General features: G+C 69.6%; 22 protein-coding genes and 1 tRNA gene. 10 read left to right on the top strand and 13 right to left on the bottom strand.

Annotated elements, in window-relative coordinates:
* Nucleotides 1–109: 109 nt before the first annotated feature.
* A complete protein-coding gene (gene arsB / locus ACFWW9_RS10135) occupies nucleotides 110–1183 on the bottom strand; it encodes an ACR3 family arsenite efflux transporter (protein WP_390374148.1) in 1074 nt (357 codons plus the stop codon).
* A gap of 188 nt (nucleotides 1184–1371) precedes the next feature.
* Between arsB and ACFWW9_RS10140 the strand changes: the two genes are divergently transcribed.
* Nucleotides 1372–2016: an arsenate reductase ArsC gene (locus tag ACFWW9_RS10140; RefSeq protein ID WP_390374151.1), complete on the top strand. Its 645-nt coding sequence runs from the start codon at nucleotides 1372–1374 to the stop codon at nucleotides 2014–2016.
* An 87-nt stretch (nucleotides 2017–2103) separates the two neighbouring features.
* Nucleotides 2104–2514 (top strand): arsenate reductase ArsC, encoded by a 411-nt coding sequence (locus ACFWW9_RS10145; RefSeq protein ID WP_390374154.1) that lies wholly within the window; start codon nucleotides 2104–2106, stop codon nucleotides 2512–2514.
* On the opposite strand, the gene ACFWW9_RS10150 is transcribed toward ACFWW9_RS10145, so the two are convergent.
* The 4 genes from ACFWW9_RS10150 to ACFWW9_RS10165 all read right to left on the bottom strand — a co-directional run bounded on the left by ACFWW9_RS10150 (nucleotide 2515) and on the right by ACFWW9_RS10165 (nucleotide 3985).
* Nucleotides 2515–2820, bottom strand: a complete 306-nt coding sequence (locus ACFWW9_RS10150) for a chromate transporter (RefSeq protein ID WP_390374157.1) — start codon at nucleotides 2818–2820, stop codon at nucleotides 2515–2517.
* A gap of 35 nt (nucleotides 2821–2855) precedes the next feature.
* Nucleotides 2856–3038 carry a chromate transporter gene (locus ACFWW9_RS10155; RefSeq protein WP_390374159.1) on the bottom strand — a complete coding sequence of 61 codons (183 nt, stop codon included), beginning with the start codon at nucleotides 3036–3038 and terminating at the stop codon, nucleotides 2856–2858.
* 133 nt (nucleotides 3039–3171) lie between these two features.
* On the bottom strand, nucleotides 3172–3594 hold the full coding sequence (locus ACFWW9_RS10160) for a chromate transporter (RefSeq protein ID WP_390374358.1): 423 nt from the start codon (nucleotides 3592–3594) through the stop codon (nucleotides 3172–3174).
* Nucleotides 3595–3736: 142 nt separating this feature from the next.
* A complete protein-coding gene (locus ACFWW9_RS10165; RefSeq protein WP_390374161.1) occupies nucleotides 3737–3985 on the bottom strand; it encodes a hypothetical protein in 249 nt (82 codons plus the stop codon).
* Between the two features lie 35 nt (nucleotides 3986–4020).
* Between ACFWW9_RS10165 and ACFWW9_RS10170 the strand changes: the two genes are divergently transcribed.
* Entirely contained in the window at nucleotides 4021–5265 is a 1245-nt protein-coding gene (locus ACFWW9_RS10170) for a hypothetical protein (RefSeq protein ID WP_390374163.1), read from the top strand.
* Between the two features lie 162 nt (nucleotides 5266–5427).
* Here ACFWW9_RS10170 and ACFWW9_RS10175 read toward each other — a convergent pair whose 3' ends face one another.
* The 3 genes from ACFWW9_RS10175 to ACFWW9_RS10185 form a co-directional block, all read right to left on the bottom strand.
* Nucleotides 5428–6447: a tyrosine-type recombinase/integrase gene (locus tag ACFWW9_RS10175; RefSeq protein ID WP_390374166.1), complete on the bottom strand. Its 1020-nt coding sequence runs from the start codon at nucleotides 6445–6447 to the stop codon at nucleotides 5428–5430.
* Entirely contained in the window at nucleotides 6444–6770 is a 327-nt protein-coding gene (locus ACFWW9_RS10180) for an AbrB/MazE/SpoVT family DNA-binding domain-containing protein (protein WP_390374168.1), read from the bottom strand. Before ACFWW9_RS10180 ends, ACFWW9_RS10175 begins: the two co-directional genes overlap by 4 nt.
* Before the next feature lie 258 nt (nucleotides 6771–7028).
* Nucleotides 7029–7111: transfer RNA gene (locus tag ACFWW9_RS10185), tRNA-Leu, on the bottom strand.
* A 119-nt stretch (nucleotides 7112–7230) separates the two neighbouring features.
* On the opposite strand from ACFWW9_RS10185, the gene ACFWW9_RS10190 reads away from it, so the two are divergent.
* Nucleotides 7231–8553, top strand: coding sequence for a M20/M25/M40 family metallo-hydrolase (locus tag ACFWW9_RS10190; protein ID WP_390374360.1), 1323 nt, complete (start codon nucleotides 7231–7233; stop codon nucleotides 8551–8553).
* A 53-nt stretch (nucleotides 8554–8606) separates the two neighbouring features.
* Here ACFWW9_RS10190 and ACFWW9_RS10195 read toward each other — a convergent pair whose 3' ends face one another.
* The 3 genes from ACFWW9_RS10195 to ACFWW9_RS10205 form a co-directional block, all read right to left on the bottom strand.
* Nucleotides 8607–10334 (bottom strand): enoyl-CoA hydratase-related protein, encoded by a 1728-nt coding sequence (locus ACFWW9_RS10195; protein WP_390374171.1) that lies wholly within the window; start codon nucleotides 10332–10334, stop codon nucleotides 8607–8609.
* Between the two features lie 383 nt (nucleotides 10335–10717).
* Nucleotides 10718–11326 (bottom strand): pentapeptide repeat-containing protein, encoded by a 609-nt coding sequence (locus ACFWW9_RS10200; RefSeq protein ID WP_390374174.1) that lies wholly within the window; start codon nucleotides 11324–11326, stop codon nucleotides 10718–10720.
* A 1-nt stretch (nucleotide 11327) separates the two neighbouring features.
* Nucleotides 11328–12284, bottom strand: a complete 957-nt coding sequence (locus ACFWW9_RS10205; protein ID WP_390374177.1) for a hypothetical protein — start codon at nucleotides 12282–12284, stop codon at nucleotides 11328–11330.
* Nucleotides 12285–12499: 215 nt separating this feature from the next.
* Between ACFWW9_RS10205 and ACFWW9_RS10210 the strand changes: the two genes are divergently transcribed.
* The 5 genes from ACFWW9_RS10210 to ACFWW9_RS10230 all read left to right on the top strand — a co-directional run bounded on the left by ACFWW9_RS10210 (nucleotide 12500) and on the right by ACFWW9_RS10230 (nucleotide 22784).
* On the top strand, nucleotides 12500–16075 hold the full coding sequence (locus tag ACFWW9_RS10210; protein ID WP_390374180.1) for a WGR and DUF4132 domain-containing protein: 3576 nt from the start codon (nucleotides 12500–12502) through the stop codon (nucleotides 16073–16075).
* Between the two features lie 17 nt (nucleotides 16076–16092).
* Nucleotides 16093–17175: an AAA family ATPase gene (locus ACFWW9_RS10215; protein WP_390374182.1), complete on the top strand. Its 1083-nt coding sequence runs from the start codon at nucleotides 16093–16095 to the stop codon at nucleotides 17173–17175.
* On the top strand, nucleotides 17175–19673 hold the full coding sequence (locus tag ACFWW9_RS10220; RefSeq protein ID WP_390374185.1) for a DUF5682 family protein: 2499 nt from the start codon (nucleotides 17175–17177) through the stop codon (nucleotides 19671–19673). Before ACFWW9_RS10215 ends, ACFWW9_RS10220 begins: the two co-directional genes overlap by 1 nt.
* 5 nt (nucleotides 19674–19678) lie before the next feature.
* Nucleotides 19679–20773, top strand: coding sequence for a VWA domain-containing protein (locus tag ACFWW9_RS10225; RefSeq protein WP_390374362.1), 1095 nt, complete (start codon nucleotides 19679–19681; stop codon nucleotides 20771–20773).
* A 121-nt stretch (nucleotides 20774–20894) separates the two neighbouring features.
* Nucleotides 20895–22784, top strand: a complete 1890-nt coding sequence (locus tag ACFWW9_RS10230) for a hypothetical protein (RefSeq protein WP_390374188.1) — start codon at nucleotides 20895–20897, stop codon at nucleotides 22782–22784.
* A 34-nt stretch (nucleotides 22785–22818) separates the two neighbouring features.
* Here the strand turns inward: ACFWW9_RS10230 and ACFWW9_RS10235 are convergent, their stop codons facing one another.
* A complete protein-coding gene (locus ACFWW9_RS10235) occupies nucleotides 22819–23505 on the bottom strand; it encodes an NADPH-dependent F420 reductase (protein WP_390374190.1) in 687 nt (228 codons plus the stop codon).
* Complete coding sequence (locus ACFWW9_RS10240) at nucleotides 23502–24566, bottom strand: LLM class flavin-dependent oxidoreductase (RefSeq protein WP_390374193.1); 1065 nt, start codon at nucleotides 24564–24566, stop codon at nucleotides 23502–23504. The genes ACFWW9_RS10235 and ACFWW9_RS10240 overlap by 4 nt, the downstream gene beginning before the upstream one ends.
* 131 nt (nucleotides 24567–24697) lie before the next feature.
* Between ACFWW9_RS10240 and ACFWW9_RS10245 the strand changes: the two genes are divergently transcribed.
* On the top strand, nucleotides 24698–25138 hold the full coding sequence (locus ACFWW9_RS10245) for a MarR family winged helix-turn-helix transcriptional regulator (protein WP_390374196.1): 441 nt from the start codon (nucleotides 24698–24700) through the stop codon (nucleotides 25136–25138).
* Nucleotides 25139–25140: the final 2 nt, after the last annotated feature.

Below are 25140 nucleotides of genomic sequence, written 5' to 3' on the forward strand. Positions count from 1 at the left end.
CCCCGCGCCGCGCTCCCCTCCACCGGCGCTGGGGGGGGCGGGCGGGCAACCACCGCCGGCCCGGGCTCTCGGGTGTCCCCGCCCCCCCCCCAACCCGCCCCCGCGACCGTCAGCCCGCCATCCACCGGCGGCGCAGCCACAGGCTGACGTAGACCAACCCCACGAGCACCGGCACCTCGATCAACGGCCCCACCACCCCCGCCAGTGCCTGGCCGGACGTCACACCGAAGACCCCGATGGCCACGGCGATGGCCAGCTCGAAGTTGTTGCCCGCCGCCGTGAAGGCGAGCGTGGTCGTGCGCTCGTACGACAGCCCCGCCGCCTTCCCGAGCGCGTACGACCCGGCCCACATGATCGCGAAGTAGACGAGCAGCGGAAGCGCGATCCGCGCCACGTCCCAAGGCTGGGAGGTGATCGTCTCCCCCTGTAGCGCGAACAGGATGACGATCGTGAACAGCAGGCCGTACAGCGCGACGGGGCCGATCCTCGGCAGGAACGTCGACTCGTACCAGCTCCGCCCGCGACGTCGTTCGCCGAGCTTGCGACTGAGATAGCCGGCAGCGAGCGGAATACCGAGGAAGACCAGCACGCTCTTGGCGATCTCCCACGGCGAGAAGTCCACCGACGTCGTGCCCAGTCCCAGCCATCCGGGCAGCAGGTCGAGGTAGAACCAGCCGAGCACCCCGAACATCACCACCTGGAACACCGAGTTCAGCGCCACGAGCACCGCGGCGGCCTCGCGGTCACCGCAGGCGAGGTCGTTCCAGATGATGACCATCGCGATGCACCGCGCCAGCCCGACGATGATCAGCCCCGTGCGGTACTCCGGCAGGTCCGCGAGGAAGATCCACGCCAGCGCGAACATCAGCACGGGCCCCAGGACCCAGTTCAGCACCAGCGACAGGACCATCGCGCGCTTGTCGCGCGTGACGGTGTCGAGCTTGTCGTAGCGGACCTTCGCCAGCACCGGGTACATCATCAACAGCAGCCCCAGCGCGATCGGCAACGACACCCCGTCGACCTTCACCGCGTCGAGCACGCCTTGCAGCCCCGGCACGAACCGGCCGAAGGCCAGCCCGACCACCATGGCCACGCCGATCCACACCGGCAGGAACCTGTCCAGGAATGACAGCCGACGCAGGACATCGGACTCCGCCGCGACGGGCTGGGTGTCCTGGCTCAAGGGGGCCTCCAGGCCTGGATCGACTGTTACCGATCCAGAGCCTACATTGATACTCGTCGATTTGTCAGACCTGACGGGCAAGGCAACCAGCATGCGGACACGACTCGCCCTTGGATTGACATACGTCGATCCAACCTGGTCTGCTCTGTATTGATGAACTTCGATCCAACGAACGCCAGGAGCTTCCGATGACCCGCGCCGAGCATGAAGCGCCCCAGCACGAGATCGGCGACCAGCTGCACCGCATCGTCGACGAGCTGGCCGAGAAGTTCCAGGGCGTGTTCAGCCGCGAGACCGTCAGCACCGTGGTGGCCGAGACCTACGACCTGCTCGACACCACAGCGACCGTCCGCACCTACCTCACGACCCTGACCGCCCGGTTCGCGAAGCAACGGCTCACCGACCAGGGCCGAGCCCAGGGCCTCACCACGGTGACCGTGCCCCAGGTCCTGTTCATCTGCGTGCACAACGTCGCCCGCTCCCAGATGGCCGCCGCCCTGCTCGAACACCACGCCTTCGGCAAGGTCGCCGTCCGCTCGGCGGGCAGCAAGCCGCAGGGCGACATCCCTCCCGCGGTCACCGAAGCCCTCGCCGAGATCGGCATCCCCCTCACCGAGGCCTTTCCCAAGCCCCTGACCGACGAGGTCGTCCGCGCGGCCGACGTAGTGGTCACCATGGGCTGCGGCGACACCTGCCCCGTGTACCCCGGCAAGCGCTACCTCGACTGGAACGTCGACGACCCCGCGGCGTCGCCCCTGCCCGACGTGCGCCGAATCCGCGACGACATCGACCGCCTGGTCCGCGGCCTCGTGTCCGAACTGGTCGGCGACTGACCACCAGGAACAGCCACACGCCGAAGTCCGTTCATCCCAGAAGGACACCCCTGATTCACCAGCAGTGCCACCACGAGGAGAACGACGGTGAGCAAGACCCCGGAAGTGCTGTTCGTCTGCGTCCACAACGCGGGCAGGTCCCAAATGGCCGCGGCGCTGCTCCAGCACTACGCGCTAGGCAGGGTCGCGGTCCGCTCGGCAGGCTCGGAACCCGCGGACCAGGTCAACCCGGCAGCAGCCGAAGCACTAGCCGAACTCGGCCTCGACATCACCACCGAGGTCCCCACGAAGCTCTCCTACGCCGACGTAGAAGCCTCCGACGTGGTCATCACCATGGGCTGCGGCGATACCTGCCCCGTCTTCCCCGGCAAGCGCTACCTCGACTGGCCCCTCGACGACCCCGCAGGCCAGGGCATCGACGCCGTCCGCCCCATCCGCGACAACATCGACCGCCGCGTGCGCAGCCTGCTCGCTGAACTCCTCGACCCGCAACTCTGATCAGCCGAATGAGGCGATCACCGCTCCGACCACACCCGCCACGAGCAGGGCGGTGACAACACCGCGCCGCAGGACCAACAACCACAGGACCGCCACCGCCAGCAGCACGAACTGCCATGGCTCATGCAGCGACCGGGCGAGCGGCAACGCCGACCCGGCGATGGCGCCGATTGCCGCGGCTCCCGCTCCGATCAGGAACGCATTGACCTTCCGGTTGTCCCGCAACTGCTCCAACCGTGGCCCGCCCACGATGACGAACACGAACGACGGCGCGAACCCCACCACAGCGGCCAACAACCACCCCACAACCCTGCGGCAGCAAACCCGACCACCGCCACGGTCTACACCACCGGACCAGGCGTCACCTGGCCCAACGCGACCGCGTTCAGGAACTGCGCATCGGTCATCCAGTCGCAGGTGCGGACCGCGTCCTGCCGCATCAACGGGATGATCACGAACCCGCCACCGTAGGACAGCGCCCCGACCTTCGCCGCCACCCACCCCACGGCGGGCAACCCGTTCACCGCAGCCGGCAGTGCGAGTACCGGAAGCAAACTGCTCGCTGGCCTGGTGAAACCCGCACCGCGCGCTCCACCAGCCCGGCCACGATCAGCAGTACTACCAACCAAGGGCCGGCCACAGCAGCCGCGACCGCACTCACCAGCACATATCCCACCCACCGAACCCGCGCGCCGATACCCGCGTCTGCCGCTGCCAGCTGCGTGGAATCAACTGCGCCGCCGCGTGCGCAGCGACAACAGGAACAACCGCTCCGGCGCCCGCCGCGGCGCCGACCACCCACAGCGGCGGGTGCGTCGCGAGGAACAACGCGGCCAACGCGAGGATCAGCACCGAGCCGGGCGCGATGAAGCACACTCCACCAACCAACGCCCCCAATGCACCGCGCAGCGACCATGCGCACAAGATCGCCAACTGCGTCGAGACCGGACCGGGAAGCAGGTTCGTCACCGCGATGCCGTGCTCGAATTCGTTGTCGTCCAACCACTTCCGCTGCCGCACGCACAGATCCCGCAACAACGCGATGTGCGCGGGAGGCCCACCGAACCCGACACAGCCGATCCGCCCCTACTCGTACACAATCGTCCTCAACTTGACCTTTGCCACGCGGTCCCTCGTGGTCACAAGCACACCCGACACTGACACCCCAAGCCGCGAGTGGCTCCCCGAAGCCACTCGCCTTGCCGATGCGGCAACTCGCACGTCAGAACAACTGAGCTGCAACAGTGGTCAAGAAGACCACTGCGGCGACCAGCCAAGCTACTCGGACCACCAGCCGCCGCAACGCATCGACGACCTGCCGCGCCTCCTCCAGGTGGACCACCATTCGTTGACCCCAAACAACTTGAGGGCGATCGGCCGTGTCGTCGATCTTCTCGACATCGTGACCGTGCTTGTTCTCACGCAGCTTGTCTTGCTTGCTTCCGACACCTGCGTTGTCGCGCTCCTGCATGAGCACAACGATGAGACATCGGTTTACAATAGGCTATGCTGATAGTCGAAGACGGTGGTCTCGATGATCAAGGCGAACCTGAGAACCTCGCAGCTTGCGTCGACGTCCTTAACAAGCACTTGAAGCCGGACAAGGAGATCACTGCAGGACTGATCGCTCGACTGCAACGCGAGGGCTATCTACGAGACATCGAAGTCATGGGCGAAGTCGCGGTGCGAGACGCAGCCAAATACGTCAGGCAGATCCGACGGGACATGGCGGAGGAAGAGACCTCGCCTCGACGGCGAGGTGTGATCGGACCGAACCCTTCGACTGGCCCGAGGACGCTTATCGCTACACTTCAGGCTCGGTCAGCGGCCTTTCAAATGGCCTTGACAGCTTGGGTGGCTGACGATGCCGAGGCAGACTCAGACGTTGCAGCGTTCCGACAAAAGCATCTACCCGATGGCCTACCTCTTCTGCCGGGGCAGATCCAAAATTGGGTAACACAGCAAGCTGCCCAACAGTCCAAGAACGTCAAACTCGCGGTTGTCCCAGTGCCTCTAGACTGGGAACGAAGCCACGCCATTCCGCCAATCTCAGATGACATCGCCGTCTCAACAAGAGTTACAATGTTTAATTTCCTGGTTCCACCTAAAAAATTCAATGATATCACTGAATCAGAAGGCAAGGAAAGTGGACAAGGAATAGCCGACGAAATTGTCCCCTGGGAACTAAACCGGGCCGTCGCTGCACCGGGAGGCGTGTTATTCAAGCTCAATGGCCTAGCCGAGCGCCTTGCCAGAGTACATGGATGGGAGAAATCTCAGGCTGCCACGTGGGTTTTGACCGGGTGGTCACCGCTTATTGGCCTGATCAGAGTAACAGAGCAATCACCTCCAGTAATCAACAACGAGTGGCGCGCCTGGGGGCAGCGAATCAAGCTCGTTGTGCACCCCGCAGCAACAGCGCAAGAGGTCGCCAATGCCTATGTCAGCGCCCGCAAAGAGCTGGAACTGCCCGAGACCTATGGCAAGATACGTGTCCGCGGCCTGTCAATAAGTCACCTTCGCCTGACTGCCTTCGTTGCGGGACGCACCGGGACCTGGAAACAGAAAATGGATTCCTGGCATGAAGAGTACTCACACATCAAACACTATTCCCAGCTAACAAATTTTATCCGAGACGCCCTAGACGCAAGAATGCGCGTACTCAACCTCGCCTACTCGCCCCAAAAGGGTGAAACCTCCGGCACTGCAATACAATTCGATATGCTTGGCAGAAATCTCGAAAACACCTGAGCGCCACAAAATATAGACTTGGCCCCGCAACCATTCGACTATGACTGCATCAAGTGCCCCTCCGGTGTCCAGTTGCAGTAACAAGCCGCAAAATTTCTACCAGCCAAGTTTGTGGCTGGCACCGAAGAAATCGATGCCAGCCACAAACTCGTGATTTCGTGGTTAGGCGAGTGGGTGGGGTTCTCCGGTGAGGGCGGCCACGGCCTGCGCGACTTCCTGGACGGTGGCGCGGACGTAGGTGGCCGTGGCTCCGGGGTCGTTGGTGTTTTCGGCGTGGCCTGCGAAGGCGCGGGCGACGGCGTAGCCGAAGTTGCGTTCGACCCAGGTGAGGGTGGTGTGGCGGAGCCAGTGGATCGAGAGTCCCTGGGTTGCCGCCCACGGCAGGTGTTCGCCGATGCGGGTCCAGAGGTGGTCGTAGCGGCGGGTGGAGAACGGTTTGCCGTTGGCGCGCCGCAACAACCGGGTGCCGCGTTCTGCGCCGCGGTTGGTGCCGTGGCGGATGAGGTGGTTCATCAGGGTGGGTGAGATGGGTTGCCAGCGCACGGTTTCCGCCTTTTCGCGCAGGAAGATCAGGCATTGGACGGGGTCGAGGTCTTCGGGGCGCAGTGCCAAGGCGCCGCCGCGTCGGCAGGCGGTTTCGGTGTGCAGGCGTAGGAGGAGGGTGTCGAGTTCGGGGTCGTTGCCGGTGGTGGCGGCGATGTGGTTGATCTCGTCAAGGCGGTCGTTGGCGATGGCGCGTCGGGTGGAGGCGCGTCGGGTGGGTTTGGGGACTTTGATGGCGGGGTTGTCGCCGGTGGTGATGAGGTCGTCGTCTTCGGCGTGGCGGTAGAGGCATCGCAGGGCGGCGATGAGGTGTTCGGCGGCGCCGCGTCCGCCGCGGGCGTTGCGGCGGACCACCACGTTGGCCTTGACGTGCTCGGCGAGCTGCTTGATCTCCGAGGGGGTGGGGTCGGTGATGGGTCGGTCGCCCCAGTGGGCGACGATGCGGTCCCAGTAGGAGCCGTAGGCGCGTCTGGTTCCGGCGGAGACCGCGCCCGAGACGGTCGGGACGTAGTCGGCGAAGGTCGGAACCTCGCTCCGCTCTCCACCCGATGACAGCAAAGCCTCGACCGAGACGCCCATGCGTGCCAGCAGCAGGCGGGCGGCGTCCAGGTCGGCGGTGCTTGCGGCGGTCGTGCTCATGCCGGATCACCGCCCAGCAGCGGGGCGTGCGCGGGAGCGAGCAGGTCGTCGAGGGCGATGGGCGGGTGCACGATCAGCAGCTGGTGGTCCGGGTAGGCGGCGAGCAGGACGCGGTCTCCGGCGTGCAGGTCCAGGCGGCGGCGCAGGGACACCGACAGGCGCAGGAATCCTTGTGGGGTCACGGCACTGGTGCCGCGTGCGGTGGCGTGGATCACGACCAGGCCGTGGCGGATCTCGAGGTCCAGGGCGGTGCCGGGGCCCCAGGCCAGTGTTCGGAGGACGACGTTGTCGGCGACACGGCCGCCGCTGTCGACCGCGGCCATTCCGTAAATGGTCGCGCCGGTCCGTACCGGCGGAAAGGAGGCCAGCGGAATCGGCAGACGTTCCGCGGTGGTGCCCGGTCGATTGTTCGATGGTCCGTCCGTGACGGAGGACGGGAAAACGATCGGTGCGATCAGAGGCCCGGACATGAGAAATCCTCCTGTCCATGAGAACAGGAGGATCCGCATCGAGCCATCGCTGCGTGTCGGAGTGCGTTCGAGCACTGACACGGATTCTGTGGCAGGTATGCCACGTTAGAGTGACCGAGGGGGGACTTGAACCCCCACGCCCTTTCGGGCACTAGCACCTCAAGCTAGCGCGTCTGCCATTCCGCCACCCGGTCTTTCGGCTCTCGCCGTGGTGTGTGCATAGATTACATGATCGTTCCCAAGTACCAAAATCGGGGGGTGTCTTGGGGCTCCCAGGGTGTGGAAGCAGTGGTAGGAAGGCTGCGTGAGCAACTTGGGTGAGGGTGCGGGGCTGCTGCTGGCGCAGGACGAGGTCGTGGGGTTGGCCAGTGAGCTGATTCGGATCGACAGTACGAACACGGGGGACCCCTCGACCGTGGTTGGGGAGCGGGCGGCTGCTGAGTGGGTGGCTGAGAAGCTGTCCGAGGTGGGGTACGAGACGACCTATGTCGAGTCCGGGGCCAAGGGGCGGGGGAACGTGATCGCCCGGTTGGCCGGGGCGGATCGGTCTCGTGGGGCGTTGTTGGTGCACGGGCACCTGGACGTGGTGCCTGCTGACCCGTCCGAGTGGTCTGTTCACCCCTTTTCGGGGGCTGTGCAGGACGGGTACGTGTGGGGGCGTGGGGCCGTCGACATGAAGGACATGGTCGCCATGTCGTTGGCTGTCGCTCGGCGGTTCAAGCGGGATGGGATCGTGCCGCCTCGGGACATCGTGTTCGCGTTTCTGGCGGATGAGGAAGCCGGGGGGTTCTTCGGGGCGAAGTGGCTGGTGGAGAACCGGCCTGAGCTGTTCGAAGGGGTCACTGATGCGATCAGTGAGGTGGGTGGGTTTTCGATCACCCTGAAGGATGATGCTCGGGCCTATCTGGTGGAGACCGCCGAGAAGGGGATTCGGTGGTTGACCCTGCGCGTGCGTGGGACCGCCGGGCACGGGTCGATGATCCATCGGGACAACGCCGTGGCGAAGTTGGCCGAGGCCGTGACGAAGTTGGGGAACCACCGGTTTCCGCTGGTGGTGCGGCCGTCGGTGCGGGAGTTCCTGGACGGGGTCACGGAGATCACGGGATGGGATTTTCCGGAAGAGGATCTTGAGGGCGCTGTTGGGAAGCTCGGGGCGTTGTCGCGGATGATCGGGGCGACGTTGCGGGATACCGCGAATCCGACGATGTTGTCGGCGGGGTACAAGGCGAACGTGATTCCGTCTGTGGCGCAGGCCACAGTGGACTGCCGGATCCTGCCTGGGCGGGAAGAGGCGTTCGATCGGGAGCTGGCGGAGCTGCTGGGGCCTGATGTGGAGCGGGAGTGGGTTGGGCTGCCGCCGGTGGAGACGACGTTCGACGGGGCGTTGGTGGACGCGATGGCGGCGTCGATCACGGCTGAGGACCCCGGTGCGCGGGTGCTGCCGTACATGTTGTCGGGTGGGACGGACGCGAAGTCGTTCCAGCAGTTGGGGATTCGGAACTTCGGGTTCGCGCCGTTGAAGCTGCCCGCGGACCTGGACTTCTCGGCGTTGTTCCACGGGGTGGACGAGCGGGTGCCGGTGGACGCGTTGAAGTTCGGCGTGCGGGTGTTGGAGCGGTTCCTGCGGAACTCCTGACGGCCGGCGGCCGGGGTGCGGATGTCGCGCCCCGGCCAGTGGTGCCGCCGGGGTCAGACCACGAGCCTGCCGGTGTCCACCGCGACCGCGCTGGGGGTTGCGAACCGCACGCCTCGTTGCGGTGCGAGATGCGGTGGCGTCGCGATCGGCTTCTGCTTGGTGACGAACGCGTGGCGCTTGGCGGCGAAGCCGCGACGGTCGTCGAAGATGTCCCGGCACATCTCGGCGAGTTCCATGGTCCGGTACGTCTCGAGCGGCCGGTGGCGTTCGTCTTCCGCGCGCCGGGTTTGCTTGCCGGTCAAGAGCTCTTCGCGTCCGCTGTCCGCGGCGAGCCGCTCGGCGTAGCGGAGGACGGCTGCCTCGAACTCCGCCGGTTCGCCTCCGATCACCTCGTCGGCGAGTCCGGTCCGAACGGCGTCCGCCGCGCTCATCGGCAGGCAGCTCTCGGTGATCGACCACGCCTGGAGCTCACCCACCCGCCGCGGCAGGACGTACGTCCAGTACTCCGAACCGGTCAGGCCCATCGTGAGGTAGTGCGGGTTCAGCACGACTCCGGCGCGCACGACGACCCGGTCGGCGCCGAGTGCCAGCATCACGCCTCCCGCTCCCGCGTTGCCCGCCACCGATGCCACCACCAGCTGGTGGGTGCAGGTGATGATGGTCCTGCACACGTCGTCGATGGCGTTGATGTTCCGCCACGCCTCGCCCGCCGGGTCTTCCGCGGTGTCGATGACGTTGAGGTTCAGGCCGTTCGAGAAGGCCTCCCCACCGCGGAGCAGCAGGACCTTGGTGTCCTGATCGCTCGCGTGCCGCAGTGCGGCGGCGAGCCGCTCGCACTGCGTGGTCGACATCGCTCCGTTGTAGAAGTCGAAGCTCACGACACCCACGTCACCGACGCGCCGGTAGTGGATGTCGTCGTCCGGCGAGGTTTCGGACCAGCCCGGCTCCGGCGACGAAGGGACGTTCACCACGTGGTGCGCCAACGCCACCGCGGCGGGCAGCTTCACGCTTCCCTTGACCCGCGCGTGTCCGATCCACAACGCGCCGTCACCGGTGCGGACGAGCAGCTCGTCGCGCCGCCGCTCCACGATCGTGCCGGGTTCACCGGTGGACGCGGTGCCCGGCCGGGCGTCGAAGACGGACACGGTGACGCCGTCGAGCGTGGTGCGCACACCGGGTGCGCCGTCCGCGGCCCGCACACGGCGCAGGATCTCCTCCGTGGACGCCGTCCAGGAGAACTCGCGGTCCGCCTGTCGCATGGTGGGCCGCAGCGTGCCCCAAGCGTCGGTCCGGTGTTCGAGCGGAGTCGGGCTGAACGTCGGATCCGCCGCGTTGCGCACCACCTCGAGTGCCAGCTCCACCGCGGCGTCCGCGACCGGGCCGTTGTACAAGGTGCTCTTGCGGGGCGGATCCGCCGGGATCTCGAACGCGCGGGTGCCCCAGACCGGTCCGGCGTCCATGTCCTCCACCGCCTGGAGCGCGGTCACCCCCCAGACCGGTTCCGCCTCCGCGATGGCCCAGTCCAACGACGACGGGCCCCGATCGCCCACCGGGCCGGGATGCAGGATCACCGCGCGGTGCCTGCTCCAGATGTCGGCGGGGATCCGTTCGCGCAGGAACGGGCAGAGGATCAGATCCGGGGAAACCAGCTCGACCGCGGTGCGCATCAGCTCCTCGCTGATCGCGAACTCGACGCTCACGTCGTGCCCGGCTGCCCGGAGTTCGAGCCAGACGCGCTGGCACAGGCCGTTGAAAGCCGAGCAGAGAAGCAGGATTCGCAACGGTGCCTCCGTGACGCTTGACCAAGACGAGACCTCGCGCCAAACCGGTCGTGGCGCCATCGGGGTTCGGTTCTGCGACTGTCCGAAAAGGACTCTTTGCCCCGCACTGTTCCACTGCGACAGAACGACCGGAGCTTACGTGCGGATCCTCAGGTGCACAACAGGTCCGAAAAGGACGTGGGAAGCGATAATCCTGTTACGGAATGCCATGCCCGGCAAGCGATCCGGCGTCCGATCACGAAGCGTGGAGGACCGGTGGCGTTCCGCACTTCCAGGCGGAACGCACGGTCGCACGAACTCGCCATGGTCCCCTCGCCTTGTCTCGCAGCCGATGCGCACTACATCGCGCACCCGGCCTCCCCTGTTACCGATCGGTCCCTCGGTCAGCAGATGCGCAGGCCCAGTGCGGCGGCGATGGTGAGGGCCTGTTCGGGGTCGATCATGGCGCCTGCGAGGCGGACCTCGGTGGGGTTGAGGCCTTGGAGGTCGCTGCCTCGGAGGTCGGCCTTGGTCAGGTCCGCGCCGTGCCAGGTGGTGTCGGTGAGGTCGCAGCCGAGGAAGCTGGTGCCTTGGCACTTGGCGGCGGTGAGGTCGGTGTCGTGCAGGCGGACGCGGGTGAAGGTGGCTCGGCGGAGGTCGGCTCCCGGCAGGGCGGTGAACGACCAGTCGCCGCCGGTGACCGCCAGCAGGTCGAAGGTGCAGTCGGTGAAGACGCCGCCCACCAGCTTGCAGTCGGTGAAGGTGGCGTTGAAGAACGTGCACCTGGTGAAAGCGCAGTTGAGGAACGCCGACTCGGTGTGGGTGGAGACGTTGAACTCGACGCCGCTGAAGACGCAGTCGGTGAAGGTCGCGCCGCGGTTGGCCAGCTCCGTCATGTCGACGTCGCGGAACGCCGTGTGCTCGTAGTGCTCCCCCGCCAGCTCCGTGGTGGTCCAGTCGCGGTCCAGCACCGTGGTCGTCGTCCTCGGTGCGTTTCGTCTGCGTTCGGCCACGTCACGGACTATAGCTACGGGCTTTCAGGGTCACGGTCGTGGAGATGGCGAGGACGACGACCAGTGCGGCCGCGGCGGTGAGGGTTTGGGCGTCGAGGTGGAGGAGGGGTTGGCCGCGCAGGGCCTGCCACGTGAGCAGGGCGATCAGGGCGGCGTAGCCGGCGGCGGCGATGAGGACCAGGCGCAGGCGGGTGGTGCTGTTCGCGAGGGCGGGGATTCGGGCTGCCAAGGCGATGAGGAGGAGGCTGAGCAGCGGTAGGGCTTGCAGGGCGTGGATGCCGATGAAGTGCGGGATGCGCAGGTCGCCGCCGGTGGTGGACCAGCCGGTGACGGGCATGGACGGGCCGCCGTCGGGGACGCCGACGCTGTGCGCGCCGATGGCCGGGACGTGGTGGTCGGCGTCCAGTTCCGCCTCCTGGGCGGCCGTCGGCTGGGTCATGAGGAACGCGAGGAGCATGCCGACCAGGGACAGACCTGTGCCGAGCCTGATGGCCCACGTGGTGGCCGGTTCCAGGTCGGAGCGCAGGGAGACGACGACCGAGACGACGAGGGTGGCGGTCCAGAGGACCACGATCATCGTGCCCATGACGCTGAAGAGGGTCTGGTCGAAGTCGGTCTCGTTGTTGAAGTGGCTGGCCTTGCCGCGGACGACCTGGGTGACGATCGCGGCCATTTCGGCGAACGACACGACGGCGACCACGGTGCCCGCCCACCAGCCGGTGCGGGGTGCGCGGCGGGTCAGGGTGAGCATCCAGGCGAGGGTGGCGCCGAAGAGGGCGAACGAGACGCCGAACTTGAACGGCTTGAACCACGCGGGGCTGCCGTTGATCAGCCGGTCGTCCACGAGGAGGCCGATCGCCGAGACGACGACCAAGGCGACCATGGCGGCGGACAAGGCCATCAGGGGGCGGTGCCACCGGATCTCGGTCCGGGGTCTCGGTGGGGACGTGATGATCATGGCGGGCTCCGTTTCGCGTGGCGGCGACGTCAACGGTGGCAGCGGGGCGGTCCGGGGTCACTGCGGTCGGCAGGAGTCCTGGGCGTAGGGCTGCCCCTACCACCGAGCGCGGGGCGTGTTCACGCAGTTACCCCAGGTCAACGAGGGTGCGCACGGAATTGTCGGACCCTGCCTCTACCGTGCGTCCCAACCGGACCGAACTGGGGGAAGACGACGTGCGCAGGTGGGAACTCGTAGCCGATGGCTCCGCGAAGTTCTGGGAGATCGAGCGGGACGGCGCGAGCGTGACGGTGCGCTACGGGCGGCTGGGGTCCGTGGGGCAGACCAAGGTGAAGGACTTCGCGTCGGACGCCTTGGCCGTCGCCCACGTGGACAAGCTCGTGGCGGAGAAGGTGAAGAAGGGGTACGCGGAGGCGGGTGCCCCTGCCGCGGTGAAGCCCGCGGTGACCCCTGTGGCGGCAAGCCCTGCGGAAGTCGGTGCCACGGAGGTCGGTCCTGAGTGGCCGGACGAGGTGACCTTCGTGGTGCCGCCGTCGTGGCGTGGTGCGGCACGGCCGGTTCGGGGGCAGGCGCGGTCGCGGTCGGTGAAGTCCGCGCGGGAGGTCGACGCCTACCTGGCCGCGAAGGTGGAGCCGTTGCCCCGGCAGTTGGCGGACGCTCTGGTCAACCCCGATTCGGAGCCGGACCTCGTGGCGGCGGCCCGGTCCTACCTGGACGGTCAGGCCACGCCGGTGGGGGCCGCGGCGGTGGCGGCGACGCTGACGAGTGAGGCGTCGCGGTACTACGGGCGGGAGGACGTGGCCGCGCTGGCGGACGCGTGGGTGGTGCGGCACGGGTACGCGTTCGCCGCGGCGGCGGCCCGTGATCTGGGGCGGATCGAGATCGGGTGGTCGGGCGCGCGTCGCAAGGAGACGGCGAAGCTGGGGTGGCGGGTGGACGAGCACGCCCGCTGGCCCTACGCGAACCGGCAGGTCGTGGAGCGGTTGCGGGTTTTGCTGGCCGGGGCTCCCGAGGCCGACTACCTCGCCGCGGTGGAGGCGTTGGAGCCCGAGCGGGACTCGGTGCTGGCGCGGACGATCGCGGCCTACCTGGCGTCGACCCGGCACGACTGGGTGGACGAACTGTTCGCCGAGGTGATGGGCGCGGCCAGGCTGGTGGAGGAGCACCGGTTGTTCCTGGCGTCGCTGCGGACGGTGGAGCAGGTGGCCGCGGCGGCCGAGCGGAACGGCTACGGGGAGTGGATCAGCCAGCGGGACGTGCTGCCCACGCTGGTGTGCGCCATCGGGGCGGGGATCGCGCCGGTCGTGGACCGGCTGCTCGACGACAAGCCCGGTGACGACACGCGCAAGCTGTTGCTGGAGGCGTTGGCGTGGACGCCGACCGATGAGGCGTTCGGTCTGCTGCTGGGTCGGTTGGAGGACAGGTTCGTGCTGCCCGCGGTGGTCGGGGCGGTCAAGCGCTATCCCCGGCGGGCGGTGCGGTTGCTGGCGGCCGCGAACGGGGCGGCGGCGAGGTCGTTGCTGGTCGGGCACGTGAAGGGGAACCCGGCGCTGGTCGCGGCCGTGCTGCCGGAGCTGGACGAGGACCTGCGGGTGGTGGTCGAGGGGGCCGTCGCCGAGGAGGGGCCCGCGCCCGCCGCTCCCCCGGAGTTGTTGCCCGCGCTGCTGGTCACTCCCCCGTGGACGGTCAAGCGCGCCGCGGTGAAGCCCGTGGTGGTCGACGGGCTGGTGGCGGCGGTGCCGTCGGCGATGCGGTGGGAGCCGGGTGAGCGCGAGGTGTGGGCCGAGGCGTTCGGCTCGTACTACTGGCCGAACACGAAGTTCCCGGACTGGGTGGTGGCCCTCCCCCAGATGCTGAAGGGCAAGATCCCTCACCACCTTCAGCCCGCGCTCGTCATGAAAGCGCCGGAGAAGCTGGTGCGGCCAATCCTCGCCGAGTGGCGGCCGGAGACGTGGGGCGCGATGAACTGGGGAAAGCCGTTCGTGGCCCGGTTCGGGCTCGACGGGCTCCCGGTGGTGCAGCGGATCGCGGAGGGCGCTCCGTCCACGGCGGGTGAGCTGCTGCTGCCGTTCGTGGACCAGCGGATCGCGGAGGTGATGGCGGACTGGCTGGTGCGCCTCAAGTCGGCGAACGCCGTGGCCACCGCGTGGTTGCTGCGGCACGCCGAGGCCGCGGCGCGGATGCTGGTGCCAGCTGCGGTGGGCAAGGCCGGTAAGCCGCGGCGGGCCGCCGAGACGGCGTTGCGGCTGATCGCGGCACGGGCGGACGTCGACGTGGTGCGACAGGCGGCGAAAGAGCACGGGGAACGGGTGGAGGCGGCGGTCGAGGCGTTGATCAGCGCGGATCCGCTGGACGTCGTCCCGGCGAAGGTCCCCCTGGTGGGTGAGTGGGCCGAGCCGTCGTTGCTGCCGCGGATCTTGTTGCGGGACAAGGGGCATTCGCTGCCGGACCCGGCGGTGGGGCACGTGCTGACGATGTTGGCGATGTCGAAGCCGGACGACGTGTTCGCGGGCGTGGACGTGGTGCGGGAGCTGTGCGACCCGGAGTCGCTGGCGCGGTTCGCGTGGGCGGTGTTCGAGGCGTGGCGGGCCGCGGGGACACCGCCGAAGGACGGGTGGGTGCTGCCCGTGCTGGGGGTGCTGGGCGACGACGAGGTCGTGCGGGCGCTCGCGCCCGTCATCCGGGCGTGGCCCGGTGAGGGCGGGCACTCGAAGGCGGTGGCCGGGCTGGGGGTGTTGGCGGCGATCGGCTCGGACGTGGCGCTGCTGCACCTCAACGGGATCGCGCAGAAGGCCCAGTTCGGCGGGTTGAAGTCGCGGGCGCGGGAGATGATCGACCAGGTCGCGGCCGAGCTGGGGCTGACCGGGGAGCAGTTGGCCGACCGGTTGGTGCCGGACTTCGGGCTGGACGACGCGGCGACGCTGGTCGTCGACTACGGGCCGCGGAAGTTCCTGGTGGGGTTCGACGAGCAGCTCAAGCCGTACGTGGAGGACGGCGACGGCAAGCGGCGCAAGGACCTGCCGAAGCCGGGCGCGAAGGACGACCCGGAGTTGGCGGTCGCGGAGCACAAGCGGTTCGGGCTGTTGAAGAAGGACGTGCGGACGGTCGCGGCCGACCAGATCCGCCGGTTCGAGGCGGCGATGGTGGCGCGGCGGCGGTGGCCCGCCGAGGAGTTCCGGACGCTGTTCGTGGCGCACCCGCTGCTGTGGCACGTGGTGCGGCGGCTGGTGTGGGTGACCGAGGACGGGCTGGGGTTCCGGTTGGCCGAGGACCGGACGTTCGCCGACGTGCACGACGACGTGGTCGACCTGCCGTCGGACGCGGTCGTGGGGATCGCGCACCCGCTGGACCTGGCGGGCACGCTGGACGGGTGGGCGGAGGTGTTCGCGGACTACGAGATCCTGCAACCGTTCGCGCAGCTCGGCAGGCCAGTGCACGCGTTCACCGCCGAGGAGCGGGCGGGCAACGCGCTGGCGCGGTTCGAGGGGGTGGCGGTGCCGGTCGGCAAGGTGCTGGGCCTGGTCAACCGCGGGTGGCACCGCGGGGAGCCGCAGGACGCGGGCGTGGAGTGCTGGATCACCAAACCGGTGCCGGGCGGGTCGCTGGTGGTCAACCTCGATCCCGGCATCCCGGTCGGGATCGTCACGATGTTCGAGGAGCAGAAGCTGACCTCGGTGTGGCTCAACGACCGCGGCGGCGACTGGGCTCGGCGGGGTTCCCGGAAGTTCGCCGAGCTGGACCCGATCACCGCGTCCGAACTGCTGGCCGACCTGTCGTCCCTGACGAGCTGAGGAATCCGTTGTCCGACATGAAGAAGGTCCAGCGGCCACCGGCCGAGGTGCGGTTCGCCGACGAGCTGGCGCACCTGCGCGCGACCGACACGGCGCACCGGCCGCCGGGGTGGGCGTTGAGCTTGCAGGGGGCGCGGCGGTTCATCGTGGGTGATCCGCGGGAGGGCGTGACGCGCAAGTTCGTGGGTGATCCGTCGTTGATCGACCGGGCGCTCGTGACGCTCGCGACGAGTCGCGGGCTGATGCTGGTGGGCGAGCCGGGGACGGCGAAGTCGCTGCTGTCGGAGTTGATCGCGGCGGCGGTGTGCGGCGAGTCGACGTTGACGATCCAGGGCGGGGCGGCGACGACCGAGGACCAGATCAAGTACTCGTGGAACTACGCGCTGCTGGTCTCGGAGGGGCCGTCGCCGCGGTCGCTGGTGCCCGCGCCGATGTTGCGGGGCATGGCCGAGGGCAAGGTGGTGCGGTTCGAGGAGATCACCCGGTGTCCGCTGGAGGTGCAGGACAGCCTGTTGTCGCTGCTGTCCGAGCGGGTGGTGGCGATCCCGGAGCTGACCGGGCCGGACGCGATGGTGTTCGCCAACGACGGGTTCAGCGTGATCGCGACCGCCAACACGCGGGACCGGGGCGTCAACGAGATGAGCGCGGCGCTCAAGCGGCGGTTCAACTTCGAGACCGTGTTCCCGATCGCGGACTTCGCCACCGAGCTGGACCTGGTGGAGCAGGAGGCGCGGGCGCTGCTGGAGCGGTCGGGCGTCGGCGTGCAGCCCCGGCGGGACGTGCTGGAGGTGCTGGTGACGACGTTCCGGGAGCTGCGGGACGGGGTGACGGCGTCGGGGCAGCCGATGGACCGGCTGACGACGGTGATGAGCACGGCGGAAGCGGTGTCGGTCGCGCACGCGGTGGGGTTGCGCGGGTGGTTCCTGCGCGGGGAGGCGGGCACGCCCGCGGACCTGGTGGAGTGCCTGGCAGGGACGGCGGCCAAGGACAACGCGGACGACCTGGCGCGGTTGCGGCGGTACCTGGAGCAGCAGGCGTCACGTCGCCGGGGTGAGCAGTGGCAGGCGCTGCACCAGGCCCGTCACCTGCTGCCCGGCTGATGGCGACCACGTTCGTCGGGGTCCGGCACCACAGCCCGGCGTGCGCGCGGCTGGTGGCGTCGACCATCGAGGTGCTGCGGCCCGCGCACGTGCTGGTGGAGGGGCCGGTCGACATGAACGACCGGCTCGACGAGCTGCTGCTCGGGCACGAGCTGCCGGTGGCGGTCTACACCTACTACCGGGACGAGGAGCGGTCGCACGCGTCGTGGACGCCGTTCTGCGAGTACTCGCCGGAGTGGGTCGCGATCACGGCGGGGCGGGCGTGCGGGGCTCGGGTGAGCTTCATCGACCTTCCCGCATGGCATCCGGCGTTCGCCGGGCTGGGCAACCGGTACGCCGACGCGGAGGCGCGGTACACCGAGGTGACGGCGAGGCTGTGCCGGGAGTTCGCGGTCGACAACGTCGACGCGTTGTGGGACCACCTGGTGGAGGTGGAGCCCGACGAGGGGGTCGCGGAGCGGCTGACGGCGTACTTCGACCTGCTGCGGGGTGAGGTGGCGGCCGGGGACGACGACGTGGCGCGCGAGGAGTACATGGCGCGGTGGATCCGGGCGGCTCAGGAGGATGCCGGGGATCGGCCGGTGGTCGTGGTGACGGGTGGATTCCACACGCCCGCGCTGCGGGTGTTGGCGGGGCGGGCCGGGGCGGCGGGATCGCTGGGGGAAGCGAAGAGGCCTGGAACGGTGGCTTCGCCGGGACCGGCCGGGCGGCCGGAGGACGCGGGATGGCCGGAGGCGGCGAAACCGCCGGAAGGAACGGAGAGAGCCGCAACTGCGGTACCGCCGGAACTGGCTGGGGCAGCGGAGGAGTCGGAGTGGCGGCGGGCGGCGGGGCCGCTGGAAAACGCGGAGAACGCGGAGAACGCGGAGAACGCGGAGAAGCCTAGGGCGGCTGGGGTGGGGTGGCCGGAGGTGCCTCGGCCGCCGGTGGACGCCGAGGGGGCCAGTTATCTGGTGCCGTACTCGTTTCGGCGGTTGGACTCGTTCACCGGGTACCAGTCCGGGATGCCGTCGCCTGAGTACTACCAGCGGTTGTGGACCGATGGGGTGGCTGGTGCGGCTGTCGCGTTGGTGGAGTCGGTGGTGGGGCGGTTGCGGCGGCGTCGGCAGGTGGTGTCGACGGCGGATTTGATCGCGGCTCGGACGTTGGCTGAGGGGTTGGCGCGGTTGCGGGGGCATGGGCAGCCGTCGCGGACTGATGTGCTCGACGGGTTGGTCGGGGCGTTGGTGTCGGAAGACCTGACGCAGCCGCCGCCGTGGACGGTGCGGGGGCCGTTGCGGGCGGGGGCGCATCCGGCGTTGGTGGAGATGGTGGCCGCGCTCAGCGGGGATCGGGTGGGGCGGTTGCACTCGGCTACGCCTGCTCCCCCGCTGGTGGAGGCGGTGCGGGCGGAGTTGGCCGCGCTCGGGCTCGACGGGCGGGGTGAGGTGCGGGTCGACCTGGCCGATGAGCTGGGGTTGCGGCGGAGTCGGGTGTTGCACCGGCTGCGGGTGTTGGGGATCGGTGGGTTTCGGCGGTTGGCCGGGCCTTCCGGGGGTGGTGATCCGGTGTTCGTCGAGCGGTGGGAGTTGGCGCCGTCCGAGGATCGGGTGCCCGCGTTGATCGAGGCTTCCATCCACGGGGCGACGTTGGGTGAGGCGGCGGCCGCGGTGTTGCACGCGCGGGTGCCGGACGCGGAGATCGACGAGGTCGCGGTAGTGCTGTTCGACGCCGCGCTGTGCGGGATCTCCGAGGTGTCCGACGGTGCGGTGGCGGCGTTGACCGCGCGGATCGGCGGGGCCGGGATGCTGGGGGCGTTGGGGCGGGTGCTGACCGCCGTGGTGGGGCTGTGGCGGCACGACCGGTTGTTCGGCACGGCCGGGAGCGCGGTGCTGGGGGCGGTGATCGACGCCGCGGTGAACCGGGTGTTGTGGCTGGTGGAGGGGCTGCACGGCGGGGCGGAACCGGCGGATCGCGGGCGGTTGGGGGCGGTGGTGGCGACGCGGGACGCGGTGCTGCACGCCGGGTCCGTGCTGGAGCACGGGCGGGAGGCGGCCGTGGCGGTGTTCCGGCGGGTCGAGGCGGACGGGCAGGCACCGCCGGACCTGCGCGGGGCGGCGTTCGGGTTCGGGTGGTCGCTCGGGGAGTCGGGCGACGTGGGACGGTCGGTGCGGGGGATGTCCGGGCCGCGGACGATCGGCGACTGGCTGGCCGGGCTGTTCGCGGTGGCGCGGGAGGAGGTGCTGTCTGCGGAGGCCGTGGTCGGCTTGCTGGACGACCTGGTGCACGCGCTGTCCGAAGAGGACTTCCTGGTGGCGCTTCCGGCACTGCGGCAGGCTTTCGCGTACTTCCCGCCCGCCGAGCGGGAGACGATCGCGAAGCGGGTCATGGTGCGGCGGGGAGTCGCGGGATCGGCGCGGGCGGTGGTGCGGATCGACGTGGATCCGCTGGTGGTCGCGGCGGGGATGGCGTTGGACGCCAAGGTCGACGCGGTGCTCGCGCGGGAGGGGTTGGCGTGACGGGGATGGAGCGGTGGCGGTTGATCCTCGGGGAGCCCGCGGCCCCGCACTGCGGCGCGCCGGGCGCGGACGCGGTGGCGCTGGACGCGGCGCTGGAATGGCTGTACGGCAGGGATCCGGAGCTGAAGACCCGCGAGGTGCGGCGGGGTGGGCAGGGCGAGTCGGTGCTGAGCACCGTGAAGTGGCTGGACGAGATCCACCGGCTGTTCCCGAAGGAGACGGTCGAGCGGCTGGAGCGGGACGCGGTCGAGCGGTACGACATCACCGAGATCGTCACCGACCCCGAGGTGCTGGCGCGCATCGAGCCCAACGCGGCACTGCTGCGGGCGGTGTTGCGCACCAAGCACCTGATGAACCCGAAGGTGCTGGAGCTGGCGCGGCGGATCGTGGAATCCGTGGTGCGGGAGCTGATGCGGAAGCTGGCCAGGGAGGTGCGGCAGTCGTTCACCGGCACGCGGTCGCGGCGGCCCAGTACCTTCAAGCAGGCGCGGAACTTCGACTTCCGGCGGACGATCCGGTCGAACCTGGCGCACTACCAGCCGGACAAGCGGCGGGTGCTCATCGAGAAACCGGTGTTCTCGTCGCGGACGCGGCGGCACCTCGACCAGTGGCAGCTGATCCTGGTGGTGGACCAGTCCGGGTCGATGGCGGGATCGGTGATCCACTCGGCGGTGACGGCGGCGTGCCTGTGGGGGCTGCCGGGGCTCAAGACGCACCTGGTCGCGTTCGACACGGCCGTGGTGGACCTGACGGCGGACGTGACGGATCCGGTGGAGCTGCTGATGAAGGTGCAGCTCGGTGGGGGTACCGATATCGCGAAGGCGATGGGGTACGCGGCGGGGCTGGTGGAGAACCCGCGGCGGGCGATCGTCGTGGTGATCACCGACTTCTTCGAGGGTGGCGACGAGAGCCGGTTGGTGCGGACCGTGCGCACGCTCGTGGAGCAGGGCAGTCAGGTGCTCGGGCTGGCGGCGCTCGACGAGGACGCGAACCCGCACTACGACCGGGTTCTCGCTCAGCGGTTGGCAGACGTGGGGGCGCACGTGGGCGCGATGACGCCGGGGCAGTTGGCGGAGTTCGTCGCGGAGAGGCTGGGGTGATGTGCGATAACGCCAGGACGCCGGGGCGAGTTCGCCGCCGAAGGGCTGGGCTGATGGGAAACGACCTCAGCGCGACAACCGCGGAGCACTGGGCCGAGGGCAGCGCCGGAAGGCTGGAGTGATGCGTGACGATCTGCTCGCGTTGACGGCAGACGCGTTGGCGGCGTTGGCCAATCGCGGTTTGGTGAAGCGGGCGACGAAGGATCTCGACGCGGGTGGTGGGCCCGTCGTGGAGGTTGACGGCGATGTGGTGCGCGGGCGGTTCGCTGACGGGGTGGAGGTTGAGCTGCCTGGTGGGGTGTCGTTGGTGGCCGCACCGTGCTCGTGTGGGGCCGCGGGGGTGTGCAGGCATCGGATCGCGGTGGTGTTGGCCTACCAGCGTGAGCGCCCGGAGGTGGCGGAGTTCGCCGTGTGGTCGCCTGGGGCGATCGAGGACGCGGCGCTGGTGGCGTTGTTGGGGGAACGGCGGCTTGCGGCGGCGCGCCGGTCGTACGCGGCGGGGTATCCTGTGCGGTTGCGGCGGCCCACGGCGGTGGAGCCCGCGGCCAGTGCGGAGTTGCCGTCGTGCACGGTGCGGTTCCTGGTGCCGGGTGAGCTGGGGTATGTGCACGCCGATGCGACGGCTGCTCGGCGGGACGAGTTCGTGGCGCACGCGGTGTGGGCGTTTCGGGAGGCCGACGAGCGCGGACTGGTCGATGACGTTGTGCAGTTCGATGTTGGAGGGCAGGCCGGGTCGGCTGGTGGTGGGCTCGACGCGGTGGTGGAGCTGGCGGACCAAGTGCTGCTCGACGGTGCGGCGCACGCGGATCCGGTGTTGGACGCCGGGTTGAGGCGGGTGGGTGCGGAGCTGGGTGATCGTGGGTTGCGGTGGCCCGCGGCTGCGGTGGACGACCTGGTGGAGCAGTTGGGGGCGTATCGGGAGAGGTCGACGCGGTATCGGGCTGAGCGGTTCGCGGAACTGGTGGCGGAGGTGCACGCGCGGCATCGGGCGACCGGGGCGCGGTCGCAAGTGTTGGGTGCGGACGTGCCCGCGGAGACGCCGTTGAACCGGGTGCGGGTGACCGCGTTGGGGGCTCGGGTGCGGGGCACGGTCGAGGATCGCACGGCGGAGGTGTTCTTCGCGGGTGGTCCGACCGCGTTGGTGTTGCGGCACCGGTGGGCGGTCGATGAGCGGGAGTCGCCTACCGGGCACGACTTGGCGGGGCGACGGGTGGCGGGCACGACGCTCGGGGTGCTGGCAGCGGCGAACGTGGTGTCGGAGTCGGCGTCGCGCAGCGCCAGCCAGGTGTTGCGGCTGTCGGCGGGGCGGGTGTCCAAGACGTCGATCACGCCTGTCGGGCGGGCGTGGGAGGCGTTGCCGGACACGCTGCTCGTGCGTGATCTCGCGGTGGCGGCGGCCGCGTTGGAGCGGTTGCCGCCGCGGCTGGTGCGGGCTCGGGTGGAGGCCGAGGCGGTGCGGGTCGTGGCGGTGGCCGAGGTGCTGTCGATCGGCTACTCCCCCGGTGAGCAGCGGCTCGACGCGGTGGTCGCGGACGCGCGGGGGACGACGGTGACGATCTCGTCGACCTATCGCGGGGTGTGTCCGGGGGCGCTCGACGCGTTGGCGGGTGCGCTGGGGTCCGGGCCGGTGTTCGTGAGCGGGGCCCTGAGTCGGGTCGGGGGCGGGTTGGTGCTCGACCCGATCGCGGTGCTGACGGACACCGGGCTGGTGGTGCCGGACCTGGCTCCCGCGCGCGACGACGCCGAGCCCACGGGGTACGCGGTGGCGGAGTCCGACCCGATCGGGTCGGCGTTGGGTGCGGCGGTGACGGTGTTCGCGGAGGCGGCGCACCGGGGGTTGCGGCACCTGACGCCGAGCCTGCGGACGCGGATCGGCGAGGTGGCCGGGGAGTTGCGGCGGGTGGGGTTGCGCGGGGCCGCGGACGCGGTGGCGGCGTTCGGGGAGGAGGTGAGCGTGCGGACGTGGGTGGAAGCGCAGGTACGGCTGCTGGTGACAGTGGAGAGCCGGTGACGGATGCGGCCGGTCGGGAGACCGGCCGCCGGGGTCAGGTGCGGTCGGGTTCGGGTGTGCGGGCTTCGGCCACTCGGTGGCCCCGCTCGGAGTCGGGGAAGCGGGTGATCATGGCCCGCAGGTCGTCGGCCTCGACGTTCGCGCCGAACGGTTCGGTGCCCGGTTCCAGGCGGACGCCGTCGGCCAGCGGTCCGGCGACGACCGGGTCGAAGCCGAGGGCGTCGACGAAGGCTCCGACGACTGCGAGGTCGGTCGGGTCGTCGCCTGCGATGGCGATGGCCTTGCGGCCGGTCGTGGGTGTCGCCTTGGCTTCGAGGTCGTGGTAGCCCATGTGGTTGAAGGCCTTCACGACACGGGACGTGGGCAGGTACGCCTGCACGGTCTCGCTGGTGGAGGTGCGGGGGTCGTCCAGGTCGTCGCGCAGGCCGTCGGTTTCCCACCAGTAGTTCATCGCGTCGATGACGAGCTTGCCCGCGAGGGCCTCCACCGGGAGGGCGCGGTACTTCCCCAGCGGGAGGGCCAGGATCACGATGTCCGACCGCTCGGCCGCGTCCGCGGCTGTGGTGGCGACGGCTCCGGGGACGAGCACCTCGACGGTGAGGGCGATCCTGGCGGGGTCGCCCGAGCCCGCGATCAGCACCTCGTACCCGGCCGCCACGGCCAGGCGCGCGAGGACCGTGCCGACCTTGCCCGCGCCGAGGATGCCGATGCGCGTGGTCATGCGGACACCGTCGTCTTCGCGGACTCGGCGAGCAGGGCGCGCACACGCGGGATGACCTCGGTGCCGTACAGCTCGACGGCGTGCAGGCGCGCGGCCGCGGGGATGCTGCCGACGGTGTAGATGAGGTCGAACCGGCCGACGTCGAGGGAGCCCACGGTCCGGGCGATCTTGCGCGCCACGGTCTCGGGCGAGCCGATGTAGAGGGATCCGCCCTCGATCTCGGCCTCGTACTGGTCGCGCTTGATCGGGCCCCAACCGCGGAGAGCGCCGATCCGGTCGTGCATGGTCCGGTAGCGCGGCCAGAAGGTCTCCACGGCCTCCTCGTCGGTGTCGGCGACGAACCCCGGCGAGTGGATCCCGACCGGGTGGGCCGTGGTGCCGAACTGGTCGGCGGCGCGGCGGTAGAGGTCGAGGTAGGGCGCGAACCGCTGCGGGTCACCGCCGATGATGGCGATCATCAGCGGCAGGCCGTGGCGGGCGGTGCGGACCACCGACTGCGGGGAGCCTCCGACGCCGACCCACGTGTCGAGCCGTCCGGAGTCGGTCTTCGGGAAGACGTCGGCGTTGTCCAGCGCGGGCCGAGTGGTGCCCTGCCACGTGACGGGCTTCTCGTCCAGCAGCTGGGCGAACAGCTCCAGCTTCTCCTCGAACAGGACGTCGTAGTCCTTGAGGTCGTAGCCGAACAGCGGGAACGACTCGGTGAAGGAGCCGCGGCCGAGGATCACCTGGGCGCGGCCGTTCGAGAGGGCGTCGACCGTGGCGAAGCGCTGGAACACCCGCACGGGGTCGTCGGAGGACAGGACCGTGACGCCGGAGGCCAGGGTGATCCGCTCGGTGCGGGTGGCGATGCCCGCGAGGACCGTTTCCGGGCTGGTGATGGCGTACTCGGGGCGGTGGTGCTCGCCCAGCGCGATGGCGTCGACCCCGAGCCGGTCGGCGAGCACGGCCTCCTCGACGACCTGGCGGATGGCGTCGCCGTGCGAGAGCAGTGCGCCGTCGGCGCCCTCGGGGACGTCGCCGAACGTGTCGAGCCCGAAGAGGGGCCCACTCGGTGTGGTCATCGAACGACTCGTTTCCTGGCTCGGTGGTGGCACGCGGTCCTGACACGGGGTAGAACAACATGACTGCGCATGTATTCCGCGTTTCCGGACAGGGAGCCCATGACCACCACCACGCACCCGGCCGAGTCCCGATGACCGGCACGTTCCGGCTGGCCAACGAGACCTGGGAGGCGTTGTTCCGCGCCCAGGCGACCCTCGCCCGCGAGTTCGAGGCGTCCGGCGTCTGGGGCGGCCTCCCGCCGCGCGAGTACGGCGTGCTCTACGCCCTCACCGGGCAGGAGGACGGGCTGCGGATCACCGAGCTGATGGACGACGCGCTGCTCACCCAGGCGGGCATCTCCCGGCTCGTCGCCCGCCTGGAACGCCGGGGGCTCGTCGAGCGCCGGGCGGACCCCGACGACGGCCGCGCGTCCCGGATCGTCCTCACGGCGGAGGGTCGGGCGGTGCAGGCGAGCGTCGGGCGCAGGCACGCCCGGCACGTGGCCGAGGCGATGACACGGGCGTTGACCACCGAGCAGCTGGAGCAGCTGCGTGAGCTGAGCCGGGCGCTGGTGGCCGGGGAGCAGCCCTGATC

The organism is Umezawaea sp. NPDC059074 (assembly GCF_042738955.1).
Lineage (GTDB): Bacteria > Actinomycetota > Actinomycetes > Mycobacteriales > Pseudonocardiaceae > Umezawaea.